Genomic DNA, 20,983 nt, shown 5'->3' with positions numbered 1-20,983 from the left:
GAATTATCAGTGTACTTACTAGAAAATATTCTTTATGAGTATAATCTTGTTGATTTTAAGTTAAATTATTCACTTTAGCTTTCCTTTTCTTTTTAAATTAGAAAGTGTAGAATGAAATCGAAACTAACAGCTAAATTTTGGCAAAAAGTGTAAATAATTTGAAGGAGACATCGAAATGATTCATGTATTATTTGTCTGTTTAGGAAACATTTGTCGCTCGCCAATGGCAGAGGCTGTTTTTCGTCAGATAGTGACAGAAAAAGGGTTAGAAAAACAATTTGTGATTGATTCTGCAGGTACTGGAGATTGGCATATTGGTCACCCACCACACAAGGGAACAAAGGAATTACTAGGTCAAAAAGGCATAAATTGCGATGGTATGAAAGCTCGAAAAGTGACAGATAATGACTTTAAATATTTTAGTTATATTGTTGCTATGGATGCACAGAATAAAGAGGATTTAATGAATTTAGCAAGAAATAATTCTATAGGAGAAATATCACTCCTTTCAGATTACGTACCATCTTCATTATGGAAGGAAGTACCTGATCCGTATTATACGGGAAATTTTGATGAAGTATATAACATTGTTGAGGAAGGCTGCTCACATTTACTTCAGCATATTTTAAAGCAACACCAACTAACTGTTTAGAGGAGGATGTAGAATGTCAAAACGTAACAAAGCTTTACGCAATATTCTTGTCGGAGTCGCAATTGGTGCAGGAGTTACTTTACTGAACAAAGAAAATCGTGAAAAAATTTCACGAAAAGGTAAAAGTGTAACGAAGAAATTAAATCAAATTAAAGAAGATCCAGAATTAGTAAAAGGAGCAGTTCGCTCTCAACTGAAGGTTGTTCAGAATTCTGTTGAAAAATTAGAAGATAACGTTCAACTTGTTAAAGATAAGTGGATTGAAATTAAAGACTCTACAATCAACAAGTTTGAAACGGTTAAAGGTGCTTCAAAGGTAGTATCTGGGGACGCTGCAGAAGAAGTAGAAGAGAAAGTAGAAAATGTGATGCAAGCTGTTAATGAGCCTGTAGAAAAAAGAGTAGATCCATTTGAAGATAAAGTGGAAGATGAAGTAGAAGCGCAATTAGCTGCAACTCTTGAAGGTGTTGAAGACATTAATGAAGAGAATGCAGAAGAAGTAGAAGAGAAAGTTGAATCAGTTTTATTATCGAGTATATCTACATCAACTCCATCAAAAGAATAAACACATTGAAGGTGTAAACTTGATTAGCAAAAAGAATTTGATTGTAGCATTTGTATGGGATTTAGTGAAAAAGTGTATGGCAGACGATATTGTGTCTCGTTCAGCGGAGCTAGCATATTACTTCATGCTATCTCTTTTTCCATTTCTATTGGTTTTAACGCAGGTTATTATCTATTTACCGATATCAAATGATGAAGTTCTTGCATTTTTAAGTCAATATGCTCCTCCAGATGCTATGGCGATTATAAGGAGTAATTTACAATTAATAATCGGACAGTCACACGGTGGAGTATTGTCATTCGGGTTAATTGCAACAATCTGGGCATCGTCTAATGCGATTAATGCAATTATTAGAGCTTTTAACGATGCATACGACGTAGAAGATAAAAGAAATTACTTTGTTACAAGAGGAGTTTCTATTTTATTAACTTTAATTATGGTGTTTGTAATCGTATTTGCTCTTTTAATTCCAGTGTTTGGGAAAGTTATTGCAGAGTTCTTATTTGAGTTTTTAGGTATTTCTGACCGATTTTTATATACTTGGAGTATTATCCGTTGGTCATTGAGTTTTATTATTTTATTTCTAGTTTTTACCGTCCTATATTCCATAGGTCCAAGTAAGGTAGTACATGTTAAAAAGGTATTTTTTGGCTCTTTATTTGCAACGCTTGGATGGATCATCTCGTCGTTTGGTTTTGCATATTATGTAGATAATTTCGGCGATTACACCGGTCATTACGGAAGCCTTGGTGGCATAATTGTTTTAATGATTTGGTTTTATATTTCAGCCATGGTCGTAGTAATTGGAGGAGAGATTAATGCCTATTTAAAGCAAAGAAAAATGCGTGTTTAACATTTTTGGGCGTAACTTCCATGAGTAGTCTTTTATTGATTAGATAAACTATAAAAGACTTCAAATAAGGGAGGGAATGTTCATGAGTAATAACAAACAAAACCATAATGATAAGTCTAACAAAAAACAAAAAAGTAGTTCTCATCCAAAACATAAAACGAGTGGTTCAGCAAACGGACATAACGATTACCATTAAGTAAAAAAGCGCAAAGTACAATGTATAGATCATCGTACTTTGCGCTTTTATTATTAATTTCTCAATAATCTTAATGAATTTAAAATAACTAAAATTGTACTACCTTCATGTCCGATAACCCCGTAAGGTAAATCAATGATTTGTAAAAAGTTAGAACAAATTAAAAACGTAATCACTGTTAATGAGAAAATGATGTTTTGCTTAACAATTTTATTCATACGCTTTGATAATGTAATGGCCTTTGAGATTTTTGTTAAGTCATTTTTCATTAATACAACATCGGCCGTCTCTAATGCGACACCAGTACCGCCACCCATTGCAATACCGACATTTGCAGTAGCTAGGGCTGGAGCGTCATTAATTCCATCACCAACCATCGCCACTTGACCATAACGATCTTTCAGTTTTTTAACGATCGATACTTTTTCATCAGGTAAGCATGAAGCGAAGAATTCATTAATTTTGCTTTCAGCAGCAATAGCTTTTGCAGTTTGTTCTGAATCCCCAGTAATCATAACTGTTTTGACACCTAACTTATTTAAAGTTTTTAATGCATTTTTTGTTTCACTTCGTACTAAATCTTTTAAAGAGAAGATTGCGATTAAAGTGTCTTCAGTTCCTACATAAACAATAGTATTTCCTTCTTTTTCAGCATGTTCTTCAAAATGGACAAAAGGATTATGTTTTACCGTGACAAATTCTTTTTTTCCAACTCGATATGTTGATCCATTTACGACTGCAGATACACCAAAACCAGCATGATCATCAATCTGTTCAAAAGAAGTAGATACAGTAGCTCCTTGTTTAGTAGCATAATCAACAATTGCTGCAGCAAGTGGATGAGTAGAATAACGTTCAATTGAAGCAATAATTGATAATAATTCAACACGGTCCATTTTATTAATCATTTCAAATCCAGTAACTTCTGGTTTTCCCAATGTTAAAGTTCCAGTTTTATCAAAGGCAATTGCTTTTAAAACGGCCAATCGTTCTAAATGAATACCACCTTTAACAAGGATACCGGACTTAGCACCATTTGAAATTGCTGATAGCACTGCAGGTGTAATCGATGCTACTAATGCACAAGGTGATGCAACTACTAATAAAATCATTGCGCGATAAAAAGTTGTTGTCCATGACCAATCTAAAAGGAAATGAGGTAAAAACATCATAATGAATACTGCGACTAAAACACCTTTTACGTAGACACCTTCAAATTGATCAATAAACTGTTGAGAAGGTGTTTTTTCACTTTGAGCTGTTTGAACAAGATTGATAATTTTTTGGAAAAGTGTTTCATCACTATGTTTCGTAATTTCTACAACTAAAGTACCTTTAATATTAATTGTACCTGCGAAAACTTCATCTTTTAAAGTTTTAACAACCGGAATGGATTCTCCAGTTAGTGCTGATTCATCTACTAATGTTTCACCTTTCATAATTTGACCGTCAGCTGGAATTCGTTCCCCAGCCTTAATCAGAATCATATCACCAAGATTTAAATTCTTTATGCTAACAACTTCTTCTAATTCTCCATTCATACGAATGGCAGTTTGAGGTTGTAAAGATAATAGAGAAGATATTTCTTGATTTGTTTTGTTTAAAGTATAAGTTTCAAGTGCTCCACTTAAAGCAAAGATAAAAATTAATACGGCACCTTCAGTCCAATATCCGATAATAGCTGAACCGATTGCTGCAAAAATCATTAGCATTTCAACATTAAGTTCTTTCTCAGCGATTGTATCCTCAATACCTTCTTTCGCTTTAGCGAAGCCTCCTATACAAAAAGCCAACACATATAACGAGATAGAGAAGGTTGAATGCTTGTCGTTTACGAATGAAGCAATTAATATTAAAACCCCAGAAATTAAAGCGGCAATTAGTTCACCGTGCTTTGTAAGAAAATTAGATGAAGCTTCGTGATCGGCTTCATATGTACTTTGTATATTTGATACTTTTGTACTTGCTTCCATAATAATACCCCTTTCTTTTTATGCAATTGAGAAAAATAATCAAATTCACTACCCTTATAAAACGACGAAAGCTGCCGTCCTTAGGACAGCAGCATACTTTTATAAGTTGGTATTTCCATAATATATAGTTTCTAAGTTGAAAAAGAATCATGTGGCTAGATTAAAATAATTCTTATTAAATATATATTACCATATTCCAACAAGTGTGATGAAATTATTTGCTTAAAAGTCAAAAATTAAGCAAATTTAATCAAAAAGAATTATAAATGTAGTAAGATTGACATTGGATTAGGATCTATAAACGTTCTAGTATCAAATATAGAAGAGAAAAGGAGGGGAATTCTGTGACAGCTAAAAAGTTTTTTACACATCCATTTGGCGTTATATCTTCAGCTATTATTACAACATTTTTATGGGGAAGTGCTTTTCCATTTATTAAGCTTAGTTACGAACATTTAGATATTGGGAAAACTGATATTTGGGAGCAAATGCTATTTGCAGGCTATCGATTCTTCTTGGCTTCAATCTTAATATTAATATTTTTTACGCTGCTCGGTCGTAAATTAACATTTAAACGGGGTACAGTGCTAGTTGTTGGGAAAGTAGGGCTGTTTCAGACTTTTTTACAATACGTACTATTTTACATTGGTCTAAGTTACTCAACAGGTGTTCAAGGATCAATTATCGCAGGAACTACTTCGTTCTTTCAACTTCTAGCTGCACATTTTATGTATAAGAATGATCGATTATCATTCAAAAAAATACTAGGTGTTACAGTTGGATTTGCTGGTGTAATTATTGTAAATATAACGAAAGGAACACTTTCGTTGCACTTAGGTATAGGTGAAATATTATTATTAATTGCGATGGCATTTGGCGGTTACGGAAATGTTTTTGCAAAGGAAGCAGCAAAAAAGGTGGACGTAGCTTATTTGACTGCTTATCAAATGATGATGGGATCGTTTGGCTTATTATTAATAGGTGGTATAGCTGCAGGGTTTTTACCGTTTCATTTTAATTTAGTAACTTTTGGTATGTTACTTTATTTATCACTTTTATCATCTGTGGGCTTTATTTTATGGAATAATGTGATGAAATATAATCAGGTTGGTAAAGTTTCAATGTATTTATTTTTAGTACCTGTTTTTGGTGTTATGTTATCTTCCTTTATGCTTCATGAAGCTTTGTCCTATCTAGTATTTATTGGCTTGATGATGGTAACAGCGGGGATTATTATTGTAAATTATCAAAGAGATCAGAAGAATACTGAGATTAGTAAGAGTGCATCTTAAGAGGTTATAAATCTGTAATCATATATAAATATAAAAACGAAAACAATCTCACAAAAAGGCTGACAAAAAATAGATGATTTATTTGTCAGCCTTTTGTTTATGCAATTGTAGAAATAATTAATCTATTTTCTAGTAAAGCTCTTGATTCGTCATTAGCAGGTTGGTAACCTTTTTCAATTAGTTCTCTTATGTATATTTTATTATAAATAAATGAAAACACAATCCCGGCTACGAACGCACCAATTCCTAAAGTAAATGACCCAAGTACAGCTTCAATTATAAGCATGATAACAGCCCATTTTAGATCGCCACGGAATAACGCTGGTAAAAAACCGAAGAAGAAGGTGGTCCAACTAAATCCCACTTTAACTTGCTTTGTTAATCCCCCAGAAGTTTTTAATAAAACTTTCATCTTAATCTCTCCCTCCTTTTATTTTTTATTTATTATCAAGAAGATAAGGAAAAGAAATATTACATAAAATAAATAATTCCAATTCATAATTTCCCTCATCTTCAATAATATTAAAATAATATATGACAAAAAGCGAGGTTATTCCCAAATTTACTACATTTTTATTAAAAAATGGTAAAAGGATTCAAATTTATAACACAAAAAAGGCAAGTTAACTATTAAAATAAATATTATTTAATAAAGCAAGTAGTAACAGAGCTGTTAATTTTGGCAATATTTTAAAGAGAAAATAGACTTGTTAAGTCTGGATTAATTGTTATGAAAAAAATCTACCTTAAAAGGTAGATTTTTTTATACACTATTTTACTATTGTTATTGTTGGGAAACTAGAAGCCCCAAGCCCATTTTTACAATATACACTTAGTTTGCTACCCTTTTTTTGGGGTGCAATTTTAATTGTGAAAATACCTTTACTATTTGCTTTACCCGCATTTGCCATCTTTCTCGGCTATTGTCATAAAATTTGTTTTTCCTGAAGTACTAATACTACTCCTTAGAATGATTGATAATGTAGCAGATTTAAATACAACCTGAAATATCAAGGGATCAGAAAACTGCAATATAAGATTTTTACTTCATATTTATTTACTAACTCAGAAGGGTGTTAGTCGACTTACGCACAAGGAAACTACTTTCCGTGTAGCTAATGATGTGCTAAGAAGAGCTATTAATCAACGATATTGTAATAGTCTATTTCTTGTAGATTCATAGAAAAGTAAATATTAGTCAATATATTCCACCCTATTGTTCAAACCATTCTGTTTTCACTATTTCGTTGGTAAATTAAGATGAAGTTGGAGGTGGTTATATGTTGGAAACAAACAAGGTTTCAAGTGAATCCGTTATTGAAGGTAATAAAAGGGTGAAAAGAACGGGTGGAAAAAAATTAAAAAAAGCGTTAAATTTTTTTAGTTTTGTAGGACCTGTTTATCTAGTATTTATAGCAATTGTATTGGTTCCTTTTATAATGGGTATCTATTATTCATTTACTGATTGGAATGGAATTACTGGACATATAAAAATGGTAGGTTTAGACAACTATAAGTATATTTTTAAGGATGATTTAGCTTTTATTGCTTCCTTTAAATTGACAGCAAAATATACTGTAATTGCCGTCATCTTAACGAATATAGTGGGGTTTGGATTGGCTTTATTAGTTACGCAGGCATTAAAGTCACGGAATATTTTGCGAACAATCTTTTTTATGCCAAATCTCATTGGTGGTTTATTACTAGGCTTTATTTGGCAATTCATATTTAATCAGGGATTAATCTCGCTTGGAAGTATATTAAAGTTAAAATTTTTAGAGACTGCGATGCTTGGGACAGCTAATGGAGCATTTTGGGCAATCGTCATAGTCGCTGTTTGGCAAGGTGCAGGCTATATAATGGTTATTTACGTAGCGGCATTGCAAGGTGTGCCAAATGATTTAATTGAGGCAGCTAAAATTGATGGAGCAAATAGATTTCAAGTTTTAAAGAAAATTACGATTCCGATGGTTGCTCCAGCGGTTACTGTTTGCTTATTTTTAACAATCTCTTGGTCTTTTAAAATTTTCGATACGAATTTATCTTTGACGGGTGGTGGCCCGTTCGGATCGACGGAAATGCTAGCTTATAATATCTACAAAGAAGCATTTACGAATAATAATTTCGGAATTGGAGAAGCAAAAGCAATTGTGTTTTTCGTAGTTGTATCTGTTATTACGATTGTTCAAGTGTATTTATCTAAGAAAAGGGAGGTAGAGATGTGATGAAAAAGGAAAAGTATACATTTAGTCTATTTTCATTAGAAATTTTGGCTATCTTAATCGCATTGTTATTCTTAGTCCCTTTTTATTATGTAATTGTTAATTCGTTCAAATCGTTTGCGGACATTCTTTCAAATACATCTTCTTTACCTAAGTCCTTGGATATTTCGAATTACAAAGAAGCATGGAAAATTATGCATTTTGGAAAAGCTCTTCTCAATTCACTGATTATTACAATTGCTAGTAACTTGGTGATTGTGGTGTTTTGTTCAATGGCAGCATACAAACTTGTTAGAACAAAGAATAAAATATCAGCAGTATTGTTTTTTATATTAGTATCAGCAATGGTCATTCCTTTCCAATCAATCATGATTCCATTGATGAAAGTGGGAGATAAATTACATTTAATAGAAAGTCATTGGGGATTGGTTGTGATGTATTTAGGATTTGGTTCTGCTTTATCTATCTTTTTATATCATGGTTTTATTAAAACAATTCCAATTGAATTAGAAGAAGCTGCAATTATTGATGGATGCTCGCCCTTTATGGTTTTCTGGAAGGTAGTTTTCCCATTATTAAAACCGATTACAGTCACAATTGTAATTTTAAATACTCTATGGATCTGGAATGACTTTTTATTGCCGTCCCTAGTCTTAGGTGAGGAACAAAGAACCATTCCTTTATCTACTTTCTATTTCTTCAGTGCCTATATGAAGCAATGGCATTTAGCATTAGCTGGCTTAATTTTAGGGGTTACGCCTCTACTAATCTTTTTCTTTGCAGCACAAAAACATATTATTAAAGGAATTACGAGTGGTTCAATTAAGTGATATTGGACTTAGAAAATATCATCAATTTTTTCCACCCAATAGGTCAATTTTAACTATCTATGTAGTAAAACTTTTACAAGTATAATGTAAACGTATTCATAATATTTTTTAAAAAAATGGGGGTTTTAAAGTGAAGATTAAAGCAATTAAAGCTGTAGCTGCACTATCAGCATCATTTGTACTATTAACTTCAGTCGGTGCAAATGGCGCATTTGCAAAAAGTACAACACAAGCAACAAGTAGTAAAAAAGTTACATTAAATGTTTTCCAATTTAAAGCTGAAATTGCAAAAGATTTTGAAACGATGGCAAAGGATTACCATAAGGCTTATCCAAACGTAACAGTAAAAGTAACGACTGTTGGTGGAGGAGCAGATTATGGTGCAGCTCTTAAAGCGGAATTTGCGAAAGGAAAAGGGCCAGATATTTTTAACAATGGTGGATTCCAAGAAGCAGTTACATGGAAAGATAAATTAGAAGATTTATCAAAAGAACCATGGGTGAAAAACCTTTACAAAGGTACTGAAAAACCTATGACGATGAATGGTAAACTTTATGGTATGCCAATGAATACTGAAGGTTATGGTTTTATCTATAATAAAGATTTATTCAAAAAAGCTGGCATTACAACTTTGCCAAAAACAATTTCTGAATTAGAAGCAGCTAGTAAAAAGCTTAAAGCAAAAGGAATTACAGCGTTTTCTGTAGGGTATGCAGAGTGGTGGATCCTAGGTATTCATTTACTTAATATTCCATTTGCACAACAATCAAATCCTGATCAATTCATTAAAGATGTAAATTCAGGTAAAGTAAAAATTTCAGATAATAAGAAGTTTAAAGAGTGGGTTAAATTACTAGATTTAACTGTTAAATATGGTAATAAAAATCCATTAACTACAGACTACAACAAACAAGTTACACAGTTTGCAAAAGGTGAAGCAGCTATGATGCAACAAGGTAACTGGACTCAAACTACAATTGATGGAATTAAGAAAAACATGAAGATTGGTGTTTTACCAATGCCAATTAACAACGATAAAGCAGCGATGGATAAATTACCTGTAGGTGTTCCAAATAACTGGGTTGTAAATAAAAATTCTGCTAATAAAGTTGAAGCTAAAAAGTTCTTAAACTGGATGGTAACTTCAAAAACAGGACAAAAGTACATCGTTGAAAAATTCAAGTTTATCCCTGCATTAAAAACAATTAAAGGTACAAACTTAGGACCTATTGCAGACGATATCCAAAAGTACTCTGCAGCTGGTAAAACATTAACTTGGAACTGGTTCAAGTTCCCAGATGGTGCAACGAATGATTTTGGAGCTTCAATTCAAAAGTATATTGCAAAACAATCTAGTTCGACGCAAATGCTAAAAGAATTTGATGCTACATGGAAAAGTAAATATAAGAAGTAATATAAAAAAGAGAGCTGATGAGTAGGATCATTAGCTTTCTTTTTTTCTAATTATTTTAAATTTTTAGTTTTTAATTTAATATAGAAGATAAGGTGGTGAAATATTGAAACGCGGAATACGCTTTAAATTAATTATTTTTCTTTTAGCAGCTACGATCATTCCATTTGGAATTTCAATCATATCTATTTACATTTATACAAAAAATTCAGTTGTTAATCGTTTTGTAAAAAATAATCATGTTTTAATCAACAAAAGTGGAAGTGATTTAAAAAACTACTTTGAGGAAATTAATAATATTCCTTTATCAATTTACACGAACCGTCCATATCTAGAAGTATTAGAAAATGGCGCTACAGAATTTATAGACAAAAATCAATTTGAAATCAATCGTAATCTACTAAACTTGTATTTTAACCGAAGAGAAATCGAACAAATGCATCTTTATATCGAACGGGGGAAAGATGATTTTTCAGTCTACAATGCAAAAGTGAGCGGAAGAGGTAAGCTCTTGAACTTTAATGATTTCCCGATTTATAAGACGCTAATGAAAGATGAACAGTTTGTTGAAATTGAATCAACACATGACATTAAAAGCTATAATGATCTTTCTGATTTTCGAGTTAAACCTGCTAAACAAGTCATTTCATTTCATTATCGTTTGATGAATGTTACGACAGATCAATTATTAGGTTTTCTCTCAATTGATGTTAGGTTAGATCGTATTAAAGAAATCTTTGATCGTATATATGATAAAAATCGAGAGCATTTGTATGTACTAGACGAGGATGGAAGTGTATTTTACTCCTCAAACGGAAATCGTATTGGGGAAAAGCTAACCAATTCTTGGTATAAGGAAATAAATAATACGAAAGTTGAGAAAGGCCAATATGATTTTGAAGGTAAGAACAAACATTTCAAAGGTGTTTACGTTTCAGATCAAGTTAAGGCCAGCGGGAAAACATGGACAATTATAAAGAGCATCCCTTATACAAATCTTTACCAAGATGCCAATAAAATTTTAATCATTAATATAACAATTGGTGCGATTTCTGTACTTTTTGTTACGGTACTTACGATTCTCGTTTCAGTAAAATTTACAAACCCAATACATACACTCATTCGGAATATAAAACGTATTGAAGAAGGAGAGTTAGCTGTTTCTTTTGATTCACTTGGTGATGATGAATTTGGACAACTGGGTCAACACTTTACTTCAATGATTGAGAAGATAAATGATTTATACATAAAAGAGTATAAACTACAAATAGAAAATAAAACGAATCAACTGAAAGTACTACAGTCACAAATAAATCCACATTTTTTATACAACTCATTGCAGTCAATTGGTACTTTATCTTTGAAAAATGATGGAAAAAAAGTATATAAGCTATTAACATCACTTTCAAAAATCATGAGATATAGCATGAGAAATAACGAGGATTTCGTCAGAGTAGTAGATGAAATTAATCATATTAAAGATTATCTAGCCCTACAAAATGAAAGGTATGACGGGAAGTTTGAATTTAAATTGAATGTTGATGAACATTTATATTTTACAAGGATGCCGAAAATGACGTTACAACCACTAGTAGAAAATTATTTTAAGCACGGTTTTGAACGGAAACAAAACTTAGGAATGCTAGAAATTTCGATTAGTAAATTTGATTTTGACACGATGTGTATAAAGTTAATGGATAACGGTGTTGGAGTGGATCAAAAAAAATTAGAGAAGATTCAGTTTTCGCTGATGAATCAGGAGAAATCTCAAAAGGAAAGTATTGGATTAAAGAATATTAATGACCGAATCCAATTATATTACGGCGAAAAAGGCAAGTTTTTTATAGAGAGTAAACAGCATGAGCATTTTATTGTCACAATTTATTTGCCACTACATGTAGATAGAGGAGCAATAGAAAATGAAAGTGTTAATTATTGATGATGAAACCCATGTAAGAGAAGGAATCAAATTATTAGCGAATTGGGATGAAATAAATACAACGGAAATATTTGAAGCTGAAAATGGAAGAATTGCTAAGGACATTATCATTAGTGAGCGTCCACAAATCATCTTTACAGATATGATGATGCCCGAATTAGATGGAAGAGAATTATTAAAGTGGATCAAGTCAGAAAAATTAAAGTGCAAAATCATTGTTGTAACTGGATATGAAGACTATCAGTTTATGAGGGAAGCAATTCAAAATGGAGCTTCAGATTATTTATTAAAGCCAATCGATCCTGACACATTAAATGAAACGATTAGTAAAGTCGTTGAAGAATGGAACAAAGAAGAACAGCAACGTAGAGAATCAATCAAACATACAAGAAAATTGGATGAAATATTACCTTTTTATCGAGACCAACATTTAAGTAATGCCATTATTGGGAACGAGTACGATGGGAATTTACTAACAGGTGTAGAGAAAACAGCCATTACATCTGCACGTGTGTCCGTCATTAAATTAAGAAATTTAAAAGCTTTTATCGGTATATGGTCTGAGGAATTGTGTTATTTTGCTATTTTAAATGTTGTAAATGAAATTCTTCAAAACAAGAATGTGGGTATCGCATTTAGAAATATTCATGCAAAACAAGAGGTCTGTATGATCTATTGGGGGGAACATATTGAAAATTTCAATAAACGGCTATCAGAAATATTAATGACAGTTGTTCCTTTTCCGTTTCATATTTCAAATAGTGGACAGTACGAAGTAGAAAAATTACATGAAGCATATTTAGAAGCAAAGCAGATTATTCATGAATACAATTTACTTGAAATGATTGAATGCCCTGTATATTTAAAAGCCAACATACAGGAACAAAAAGGATTAAATGCTATCGAATTATTAAAATTACTAGATAAAATGATGGAAAAAAACGATATTTCATTTTTCGATGAAATTATAAATCGGATCGTGAATCATCTAAAGGAATTCAATTATTTCTCATATGCTCAATTAGAAAATTGGCATCAGGAATTCGAGTTATTTTTAAATAGATGGATTACGAAAAAATCAATACAAACTTTACATAAGATTAGTATCGATGCTTATTGGAATATTCGAGGACATTTTGAACTAAAAGATTTCCTACTAGCTCAAAGAGAAAGAGTTAGTTCACTTTTACATCAAATAGAACGACCAGCCAAAGAACTTAATACGATCGAAGAAATTGCTTATTATATACAAAATCATTATTCAGAAGAAATCTCTCTTCAAGAGTTTTCTGAGAAATTTTATTTAAGTAGAGAATATATTTCGCGTAAGTTTAAACAAATTTACGGTGAAAATTTATCAGATTATATCGTACGAATTAGAATGAATAAAGCAAAAGAATTACTTAAATTTCCACGCTTAAAAATATATGAAATAGCAGGAGAAATTGGATACCAGGACGATAAATACTTTCGGAAAATATTTAAAAAAATGGTAGGGATGACTCCTAATGAATATCGAAAAGAATTTGAGGTAAAAGAAAGAGAGATATTTTAAAGAAGGAAAAAAGTTTCGCCACTTAAAGTCTACTAAAAAAAGAATGTTGATTTACGCTCCAGGATGCTCGCTTTTCGTGGGGCGTGCGATGAGACTCCTCGGCACGCCTCCGGAGTCTCATCTGTCCCGCTACTCCCAAGGAAGTCGAGCACTCTGCTCCAATCAACTTCTCTTAATTACTTTCTGATAAATAAAGAGAAAAAATGAAGGGATATAGCCTAATTATTTAGAACTAATTAAAGTAGTCATAAAGTAGGTTTTTTTGGAGGATTAAACAATGGAACATACTGTAGAAAGAGTTTTTACGAAAGAAATATTACATAATGCTGCATCAGGGTTCGGAATCAAGGTAGATGAGAAGCCGGTAGGTGATTTTGAAAACTATATTTTTAAAGGTCATACAAAAGATGGAGTAGCTAGGGTATTGCGACTAACTCACTCCTCGCATCGTCAAAAAAATGAAATTGAAGCCGAGCTTACCTTTTTAAAATATGTAAGAGAAAATGGTGCAAATGCCGCGGGCTCTTTATTATCACTTAATGGGAATTTGGTAGAAGAGCATATTGCTAGTGATGGAACTAGCTTTTTTGCAGCAATGTTTGAATGGGCTGATGGAAAATTAGTTGATCGAACAAACCCCAACGTTTGGAATGACGATTTAATGTTTAGATTAGGGAAAACGCTAGGGAAATTACATGCTTTAACTGTTAATTATCCAGTTACAAACGCAAGAGAATCTTGGGATGAAGAAGCATACCTTCAAGTGATGTTAAATCATGAAGAATTAGGTCCACATACAAAAGCGCTATTAGAAGAAATGAGTCATTATCCAAGACAAACATATGCGTATGGATTAATCCATAGTGATTTACACTTTCATAATTTTTTTGTAAATGAAGAAGGAGAAATCACTGCCTTTGATTTTGACGATTTACAATATAATTATTTTATTTCGGATATTGCGATTGTCCTTTACTATACTGCTTGGGGAAGCAAAAAGTCTTATGAAGAGAATTCTGCATACGCTAAAAAACAATTAGATATCCTTAGAAAGGGATATGAAACTGAGTTTGTTTTAGAAGAAGAGTGGTATAGTCGAATTCCTGCATTTTTAAAGTGCAGAGATCATGTTTTATATTATGTATTAAAAATGAAATATGAAGGTAAAGAAGAACATTCACAGAGAGTAAATGAACTTTGTGAACAAATTCGTGAACGAATTATTAATGGAAAAACGATTGTAGACTTAGGTTAATAAAAAAACTCGGAATCAGTTTATTGACTCCGAGTTTTTATTTATTTATAAAATTGCTGGGGGAGCAAATTTAGAATCTGTTTTGGAATTTATTACGAATCCATACAGCAACACCATTCATAACAATTAACATAACAAGTAGCACGATGATTCCTGCAGCTGCAACAAATTGGAATGCTTCTTGTGGACGAGAAGTCCAGTTGTAGATTTGAATTGGCATAACTGTGAATCCTGAGAAGATATCAGTTGGTACGAATGCAACATAAGAAAGGGCTCCAATCACTAATAGTGGAGCAGTTTCACCAATTGCACGTGAGAATGCTAATATACTTCCAGTTAATATACCTGGCAATGCAGTTGGGAAGACAATGCGATAGATCGTTTTCCATTTTGTACTACCTAATGCAAATGAAGCTTCACGTAATTGGTTAGGTACCGAACGAATTGCTTCTTGTGATGAAACAACAATAACAGGAAGAATGACAAGTGACATTGTTAATCCACCAGCTAAAATACTGCGTTCAAATCCAAATAAACGAACAAAAACTGTTAATCCTAATAAACCGAATACGATAGATGGCACACCTGCTAAATTTGAGATGTTTAATTGAATAAAACGAGTTAAAAAGTTTTTCTTTGCATATTCTTCTAAATAAATTGCTGTTCCGACACCTAAAACTAATGAAACAGGAATGACTACTGCCATTAACCACATCGTTCCATAAAGTGCAGCTTTAATCCCTGCTCGTTCAGGTATACGAGAAGCAAAGTTTGTGAAGAAATCCGGTGTTATAAATGAAAATCCTTGACTACCAATTCTGTAAAGTAAAACTGCTAATACGAATAAGCCAAACATAGTAGATAAGAAGAAAATTTGTGAGCTTATTTTATTTTTTATTAATCGGTTACCAATTTTAGCAGAAACTTTATTGTGATCGATGAAATTCATGATTATACCTCCTCTTTAAATCGTTTCGAGATAAAATGTGCAATTACGTTCATCACTAATGTAAAGATGAATAATGTTGTACCTACTGCGTAAATACTGTAGTAACCAATCGAACCGTAACCTACATCACCTTGACTGACTTGTGCAATAAATGCAGTCATCGTTTGTACTGCTTTTGTAGGATCAAACGATAGAATTGGGTTTGCACCACCAGCTACAGATACGATCATTGTTTCTCCAATTGCGCGAGAAATTCCAAGTACAAAAGATGCGATTACACCTGACATAGCTGCAGGTAAGACAACTTTTAAAGAAACTTCAAGTTTTGTTGAACCTAAGCCATATGCACCTTCACGTAGTGAATTTGGAACAGAACTCATTGCATCCTCGGATAAAGAGGTAATCATAGGGATAATCATAATACCGATTACTAGACCTGGACTTAAAGCATTGTAAATACCTAATGTTGGAATGATTTCTTTTAAAATTGGTGTAACAAATGTTAATGCAAAAAAACCATAAACAATAGTTGGTACGCCTGCTAATACCTCAAGAATTGGTTTAATTGTTCGTCGTGTTTTATCTGAAGCATATTCACTTAAATAAATAGCTGACGTTAAACCAATCGGTACAGCAACAATCGTTGCAATAAGTGACGTTAATAAAGTACCTGATATAAGTGGTAAAATTCCATAATCTGGATCAGATAATGTTGGATGCCATTCTTTACTTGTTAAAAATTCAACAATCGATACTTTTTCAAAGAAGTGAACTGTTTCTGCAAGTAAGGTGAAAACAATACCAAATGTTGTAAAGATCGCAACAAGTGCACAAACTAAAAATAGTTTTGGCATTAATTTTTCTAAGATTGTATCCATTGAAACTTTTTTCTTTTTATTGGCAGCAATCGCTTGTTGAACAGGCGAAATCTTTTTTGTTACTAACATTTTTAAAAACCCCCTAATTTCAAGAATGAAAGAGGTAAGGCTTCATCCGGGTCCTTACCTCTCTTAAATTCAGTTAAATTTAATTATTTTTTTGCAGCTTCGTCTAACTTTTTAAGGTTATCTTCGTATTTTTCATCTTCTAAAGGTACATAACCAACTTCTTCAGCTAATGTTGGTACGTTTTCGTTTGCGAATTTTAGGTAATCAATTACTTCTGCACGCTCTAAAGATTTTTTATTTACATAAGTGAAGATTTCACGTGAAAGTGGCGCATAAGAACCGTCTTTAATTGTTTCTTCAGTTGGTTCAACAGCTTCACCAGTTTCAGGATTTACAACTGGTACAACTTTTAATTTATCTTTGTTTTCTTCATAGTAAGCATGACCGAAGAATCCAATCGCATTTTTCTCACCAGCTACACCAGTAACTAGAACGTTATCATCTTCTGACATTTGAGTATCTTTACGAACATCACCTTTGTCTAAGATTGCTTCTTTAAAGTAGTCAAATGTTCCTGATTCAGTACCTGGGCTAAAGAACTTAATTTCTTCTTTTGGCCAAGCAGGGTTTACATCGTTCCAAGTTTTTACTTTTGAATCTACTGCCCACATTTTTGCTAACTCTTCTACAGTTAATTTATCTACAAAATCATTATCCTTACTTACTACTACTGATAAACCGTCGTAAGCTAATTCTAATTGAATATAATCAATGTTATTTTCCTTTGCAATTGCAGCTTCTTCATCTTTGATTGGACGAGATGCATTACTTAAGTCAGTTTCACCTTTTGTAAATTTCTCAAATCCTCCACCAGTACCACTGATACCAACTGATGCATGTACATCTGGTTGAGCTGCTGTATATTCTTCAGATACTGCTTCCATAATAGGAGCAACTGTTGACGAACCATCAATTAAGATATCTCCAGATAACTTTTTACCTGACGCGCTTTCAGTTTTATCTGTATTTCCACAAGCTGCTAATGAAAGAAGAGCTGCTGCTGATAATACTAGTAAAGGTTTTTTGATCAATTTCATTTTAAGTTTTCCCCCTAAAAGTGGTTGTTTGTTATTTCTTACATTTCCTACTATATTCCACAAAAGTTAACTAGCTTTTAACTGAACGTAAAGAATTTGTAAATGTATAATGAATGTCCCCCTTTTTATAAAAGAATTCATTACAATGACTGTAAAAATAAAAATATAGTTTATTCCAAAAAAATAGTAGGGGTTGAAAAAGCGTGGAGCAGGTTGTCATCGTTCAGGAAAAAAATGAAATTGAAAGTGCGCTTTTGCAAAGTAACCAATTTGACTTGTATAAAATAAGTACCTATCCATATAGGGAGTTTAAAGAAGAGGTACATTTAGGATTTTTAAAGGGATGTCTTATTTTAAAGAAAAGCCGTGTTTTAGATGAATTTATACCTATGATTTTAAGAATCAGACGGATCACAAATGTTCCCATTATATTATTAGTAGAACAATATGATACTTTCGAAGCGGCAATTTGCATGGAAGCAGGTGCAGATGAATATGTTAAGTATCCAATCCATCCTAGAGATTTATCAGCTAGAATTAAAGCTGTTATGCGCAGGAGCTATCAAGATAAAATAGAAGAAAAAGAAACAATTATACATGTTGGAAACATTTCTATTTATGTAAATAGAGAAGAAGTTTATAGAAGTAAAAATAGAGTCGACATAAATGCAAGTGAATTTGCGATCTTGATCTATTTAGTGAAAAAAGCAGGGCGTATTGTGACTAGAGAAGAATTAATGGAAGTCATCTCAGTATATAAAAATAAAAGGCTGATTGATATTTATATCCATGGTTTACGATCTAAAATTGAAGAACTCCCGAATTTTCCTAAATATATAAGAACAATAAAAGGAAAAGGATATCGATTTGAGCCTGTTTATTCTAATTGAAAGGGCTCGTATATAAGCCAGTAAAAAATGCTCCTATATATAGGGGCATTTTTTTTGAAATTCACATTAACTTTACACTTTATTTATATAAGGTAAATATTGTCAAATTATACTTTAAATTAGGAGTTTATGTAATAAAATTAGGAAATGTGGTGTGAATTGGTGAAAAATGACGCAGTAAAAAACACTATAAAGAGATTCATTCAACGAGACCAAAACAAAAAAGATAATCGTAAAATAAAAGAAGCATTGTTTAGTTTTTTTAGAAAAGTTATTGTGAAAAAAGAGAATGAACAAAGAACAGAAAAGGAAGATAGTAGTAATCGTAAAAAGAAGATTGTTGAACGATTTACACTTCAGTCTCGTTTAGTTTTATTTACTGTTGTTTTAATTACTTTATCTATGTCTGTCGTATCTTTTATTTCTTATCAAAAAGCCAAGGAAACAACTATTACTACAATGAATAGCAGAATTGAGCGAGAAGCTTCTATTATGAAAGAAATCTCTCAAAGTCTTCAATATAGATATATTGGCGATGAGAAAGGTTTTGAAAAAGCTATTAATAATGTTGTAAAGAATCAAATGGCAAATTTATCTCAAGACGGATTAAAAGCATCAGCGTTTTTTGTATCAGAAGAAACGAAAGAAGTGAAGGCATATAAAGCCAACTTACATAGCGACGTAAAAATACTTGATAAAGCAATGAAAGAGATTCAAAAAAGTCAACATGGTGTTGGCCAAACAAATTTTCATGAAGTGTCTTATACATATGCGTTCGAAAAACTTAGTGAGCTAAAGGGATATTATGCAGTTGTAATTGATGATCGTTCGTTTATGTGGATGTTAGATGATATGAAAAACATCTTTATGTTGTCAATTTTGATTTGTATTTTGATGACAATCGTTATGACATACTTTGCAGTGAGAAGTATCATAAAGCCATTGGAAAAATTAAGGGATGTAATGAGGGTCGTTCGAACAGGAGATTTAACGATTGAAGTAGATACTAACTCAAATATCCCGGAAATCGTTTCATTAACAAAAAGCTTTAAAAGTATGATTGAACAAATGCGTCAAATGCTTTCGAATATAGATGCTACAACAGTTTCTTTAGTGACTACTAGTAAAGAGCTACAACATACAGCAAAGCATTCATTTCAATATACGAAGGCTTCTTTAGAAACAATGAATATTGTAAAAATGGGTGCAGAAGAGACGGCAGCTAGTTCGACTAATAATAGCAATATGTTTCTTCATATGAAAGACGAATCTTCTAGTGTATTACAAACAATGGAAAAAGTAATGGATGCATCGAAGAATATGAATCATTCAGCCATAAAAGGCGAAGAAAATGTAGCTGAATTATTAAAATCATTCCAACACATTCAACAAAAGTGTAAGCAAGTAGCCGGCACGATTCATGAGGTTTCTGGGTATAGCTCGCAAATTACAAAAGTAGTAACATGGATTCGTTCAATTGCAGATCAAACGAAATTATTAGCATTAAATGCCTCAATTGAAGCAGCGAGAGCAGGGGATGCAGGTAAAGGCTTCGCTGTTGTTGCACGTGAGGTTCAAAATCTCGCTAGCCAGTGTTCAACTGCTACTGAGGATATTTCCGAATCAGTAACAAATATGAACAATATGATGTCAAATGCAACAAAAGAATTTAATCTACTTGCAATTGATACAGAAAATAGTACAGAAACAGTTGAAGCATCTCGATTAGCATTTAATTCTTTATTAACAACAATTACTGATATAAACTATAAAATTGAAAAAATGCATACGGAACTATCAAAATTAAAAGACACAATTCCTTTAATGGAAGAAACAACATTACATTTTGGTTCAATTTCACAACAAACATTAGCAAGTGCTGAAGAAATGTTGAATACTTCAGATGAGCAAATGAAACGAATGCAATTAACCTTTAATAATAGTCAGCAATTAAATACAGTAGCACTGTCTCTTACAGCATTAACAAAGAAGTTTATTGTAAAATAAAAGGTTATTAGAAGAACCTAAATAAAAACTAGGTAGATCCTGCTGCAGGATCTACCTAGTTTTTATATGAATATTTATTATTCCGCGTGGTGTAACATATATGTGTAAGTTGAGTTATAAATATGTTCTAAATCTGCATCTGTCATAAATACTAAATCCTCAGATGATAGCCCTCTCGCTTGCTCTAAAAAACGAACCATGTTTTTACGCTCTTCTCTACTCATTGTCAACACTCCTTATTATTTTGTTCTTTCTGTTTCCTATTCTGTATTAATACAGTATATTTAATTACTAATTATTATATAACAGAATACTCAAAAAGTGCTAGGAGAATTTATCAAAATAAATAAAAAATTTTAATCGTTACAAAAGAATTGATTTCCATTAAATTTCGTTTAAAGATATATAAA

General features: G+C 32.1%; 18 protein-coding genes. 12 read left to right on the top strand and 6 right to left on the bottom strand.

Annotated elements, in window-relative coordinates; genetic code table 11:
* Nucleotides 1-175: 175 nt before the first annotated feature.
* The 3 genes from ABID96_RS18555 to ABID96_RS18545 are packed head-to-tail and all read left to right on the top strand — an operon-like array spanning nucleotide 176 to nucleotide 2,070.
* On the top strand, nucleotides 176-652 hold the full coding sequence (locus ABID96_RS18555) for a low molecular weight protein-tyrosine-phosphatase (RefSeq protein WP_088002036.1): 477 nt from the start codon (nucleotides 176-178) through the stop codon (nucleotides 650-652).
* A 13-nt stretch (nucleotides 653-665) separates the two neighbouring features.
* Nucleotides 666-1,217: a hypothetical protein gene (locus ABID96_RS18550; protein ID WP_192603832.1), complete on the top strand. Its 552-nt coding sequence runs from the start codon at nucleotides 666-668 to the stop codon at nucleotides 1,215-1,217.
* A 37-nt stretch (nucleotides 1,218-1,254) separates the two neighbouring features.
* Nucleotides 1,255-2,070, top strand: a complete 816-nt coding sequence (locus tag ABID96_RS18545; protein ID WP_192603979.1) for a YihY/virulence factor BrkB family protein — start codon at nucleotides 1,255-1,257, stop codon at nucleotides 2,068-2,070.
* Between the two features lie 249 nt (nucleotides 2,071-2,319).
* Here the strand turns inward: ABID96_RS18545 and ABID96_RS18540 are convergent, their stop codons facing one another.
* Complete coding sequence (locus ABID96_RS18540; RefSeq protein WP_192603833.1) at nucleotides 2,320-4,239, bottom strand: heavy metal translocating P-type ATPase; 1,920 nt, start codon at nucleotides 4,237-4,239, stop codon at nucleotides 2,320-2,322.
* A gap of 344 nt (nucleotides 4,240-4,583) precedes the next feature.
* On the opposite strand from ABID96_RS18540, the gene ABID96_RS18535 reads away from it, so the two are divergent.
* Complete coding sequence (locus ABID96_RS18535; protein ID WP_192603834.1) at nucleotides 4,584-5,531, top strand: DMT family transporter; 948 nt, start codon at nucleotides 4,584-4,586, stop codon at nucleotides 5,529-5,531.
* A 97-nt stretch (nucleotides 5,532-5,628) separates the two neighbouring features.
* Here ABID96_RS18535 and ABID96_RS18530 read toward each other — a convergent pair whose 3' ends face one another.
* Entirely contained in the window at nucleotides 5,629-5,943 is a 315-nt protein-coding gene (locus ABID96_RS18530) for a DUF2628 domain-containing protein (protein ID WP_192603835.1), read from the bottom strand.
* Between the two features lie 868 nt (nucleotides 5,944-6,811).
* Here ABID96_RS18530 and ABID96_RS18525 point away from each other — a divergent pair.
* The 6 genes from ABID96_RS18525 (at nucleotide 6,812) to ABID96_RS18500 (ending at nucleotide 14,743) form a co-directional block, all read left to right on the top strand.
* Nucleotides 6,812-7,756: a carbohydrate ABC transporter permease gene (locus ABID96_RS18525; protein ID WP_192603836.1), complete on the top strand. Its 945-nt coding sequence runs from the start codon at nucleotides 6,812-6,814 to the stop codon at nucleotides 7,754-7,756.
* Complete coding sequence (locus ABID96_RS18520) at nucleotides 7,756-8,583, top strand: carbohydrate ABC transporter permease (RefSeq protein WP_192603980.1); 828 nt, start codon at nucleotides 7,756-7,758, stop codon at nucleotides 8,581-8,583. Before ABID96_RS18525 ends, ABID96_RS18520 begins: the two co-directional genes overlap by 1 nt.
* A gap of 130 nt (nucleotides 8,584-8,713) precedes the next feature.
* On the top strand, nucleotides 8,714-9,997 hold the full coding sequence (locus ABID96_RS18515; protein ID WP_192603837.1) for an ABC transporter substrate-binding protein: 1,284 nt from the start codon (nucleotides 8,714-8,716) through the stop codon (nucleotides 9,995-9,997).
* A 103-nt stretch (nucleotides 9,998-10,100) separates the two neighbouring features.
* Nucleotides 10,101-11,933, top strand: a complete 1,833-nt coding sequence (locus ABID96_RS18510) for a sensor histidine kinase (RefSeq protein WP_192603838.1) — start codon at nucleotides 10,101-10,103, stop codon at nucleotides 11,931-11,933.
* On the top strand, nucleotides 11,914-13,488 hold the full coding sequence (locus ABID96_RS18505; protein WP_192603839.1) for a response regulator transcription factor: 1,575 nt from the start codon (nucleotides 11,914-11,916) through the stop codon (nucleotides 13,486-13,488). Before ABID96_RS18510 ends, ABID96_RS18505 begins: the two co-directional genes overlap by 20 nt.
* A gap of 277 nt (nucleotides 13,489-13,765) precedes the next feature.
* Entirely contained in the window at nucleotides 13,766-14,743 is a 978-nt protein-coding gene (locus tag ABID96_RS18500; RefSeq protein WP_192603840.1) for a phosphotransferase enzyme family protein, read from the top strand.
* A gap of 70 nt (nucleotides 14,744-14,813) precedes the next feature.
* Here ABID96_RS18500 and pstA read toward each other — a convergent pair whose 3' ends face one another.
* The 3 genes from pstA to ABID96_RS18485 form a co-directional block, all read right to left on the bottom strand.
* Entirely contained in the window at nucleotides 14,814-15,692 is an 879-nt protein-coding gene (gene pstA / locus ABID96_RS18495; protein WP_192603841.1) for a phosphate ABC transporter permease PstA, read from the bottom strand.
* A 2-nt stretch (nucleotides 15,693-15,694) separates the two neighbouring features.
* Nucleotides 15,695-16,639 (bottom strand): phosphate ABC transporter permease subunit PstC, encoded by a 945-nt coding sequence (gene pstC / locus ABID96_RS18490; protein WP_192603842.1) that lies wholly within the window; start codon nucleotides 16,637-16,639, stop codon nucleotides 15,695-15,697.
* An 83-nt stretch (nucleotides 16,640-16,722) separates the two neighbouring features.
* Nucleotides 16,723-17,676: a PstS family phosphate ABC transporter substrate-binding protein gene (locus ABID96_RS18485; RefSeq protein ID WP_192603843.1), complete on the bottom strand. Its 954-nt coding sequence runs from the start codon at nucleotides 17,674-17,676 to the stop codon at nucleotides 16,723-16,725.
* A 203-nt stretch (nucleotides 17,677-17,879) separates the two neighbouring features.
* Here ABID96_RS18485 and ABID96_RS18480 point away from each other — a divergent pair, with 203 nt between their 5' ends.
* Both ABID96_RS18480 and ABID96_RS18475 read left to right on the top strand, forming a co-directional pair.
* On the top strand, nucleotides 17,880-18,566 hold the full coding sequence (locus ABID96_RS18480; protein ID WP_192603844.1) for a winged helix-turn-helix domain-containing protein: 687 nt from the start codon (nucleotides 17,880-17,882) through the stop codon (nucleotides 18,564-18,566).
* 162 nt (nucleotides 18,567-18,728) lie between these two features.
* Nucleotides 18,729-20,573, top strand: a complete 1,845-nt coding sequence (locus tag ABID96_RS18475; protein ID WP_192603845.1) for a methyl-accepting chemotaxis protein — start codon at nucleotides 18,729-18,731, stop codon at nucleotides 20,571-20,573.
* Nucleotides 20,574-20,650: 77 nt separating this feature from the next.
* Here ABID96_RS18475 and ABID96_RS18470 read toward each other — a convergent pair whose 3' ends face one another.
* Nucleotides 20,651-20,797 carry a BH0509 family protein gene (locus ABID96_RS18470; RefSeq protein WP_088002071.1) on the bottom strand — a complete coding sequence of 49 codons (147 nt, stop codon included), beginning with the start codon at nucleotides 20,795-20,797 and terminating at the stop codon, nucleotides 20,651-20,653.
* Nucleotides 20,798-20,983: the final 186 nt, after the last annotated feature.

Origin of the sequence: Gottfriedia sp. OAE603, from assembly GCF_040543965.1 — a bacterium.
Lineage (GTDB): Bacteria > Bacillota > Bacilli > Bacillales > Bacillaceae_G > Gottfriedia > Gottfriedia solisilvae.
The sequence above is the reverse complement of the archived record's forward strand: the minus strand, read 5'-3'. Positions and strand labels throughout refer to the sequence as shown.

Excerpts from the sequence above, each read along its gene's own strand:
- ABID96_RS18500 (WP_192603840.1), top strand. The coding sequence starts at position 13,766 with ATGGAACATACTGTAGAAAGAGTTTTTACGAAAGAAATATTACATAAT.
- ABID96_RS18550 (WP_192603832.1), top strand. The coding sequence starts at position 666 with ATGTCAAAACGTAACAAAGCTTTACGCAATATTCTTGTCGGAGTCGCA.
- ABID96_RS18555 (WP_088002036.1), top strand. The coding sequence starts at position 176 with ATGATTCATGTATTATTTGTCTGTTTAGGAAACATTTGTCGCTCGCCA.
- ABID96_RS18485 (WP_192603843.1), bottom strand. The coding sequence starts at position 17,676 with ATGAAATTGATCAAAAAACCTTTACTAGTATTATCAGCAGCAGCTCTT.
- ABID96_RS18505 (WP_192603839.1), top strand. The coding sequence starts at position 11,914 with ATGAAAGTGTTAATTATTGATGATGAAACCCATGTAAGAGAAGGAATC.
- ABID96_RS18525 (WP_192603836.1), top strand. The coding sequence starts at position 6,812 with ATGTTGGAAACAAACAAGGTTTCAAGTGAATCCGTTATTGAAGGTAAT.
- ABID96_RS18530 (WP_192603835.1), bottom strand. The coding sequence starts at position 5,943 with ATGAAAGTTTTATTAAAAACTTCTGGGGGATTAACAAAGCAAGTTAAA.
- pstA (WP_192603841.1), bottom strand. The coding sequence starts at position 15,692 with ATGAATTTCATCGATCACAATAAAGTTTCTGCTAAAATTGGTAACCGA.
- ABID96_RS18470 (WP_088002071.1), bottom strand. The coding sequence starts at position 20,797 with ATGAGTAGAGAAGAGCGTAAAAACATGGTTCGTTTTTTAGAGCAAGCG.
- pstC (WP_192603842.1), bottom strand. The coding sequence starts at position 16,639 with ATGTTAGTAACAAAAAAGATTTCGCCTGTTCAACAAGCGATTGCTGCC.
- ABID96_RS18520 (WP_192603980.1), top strand. The coding sequence starts at position 7,756 with ATGAAAAAGGAAAAGTATACATTTAGTCTATTTTCATTAGAAATTTTG.
- ABID96_RS18540 (WP_192603833.1), bottom strand. The coding sequence starts at position 4,239 with ATGGAAGCAAGTACAAAAGTATCAAATATACAAAGTACATATGAAGCC.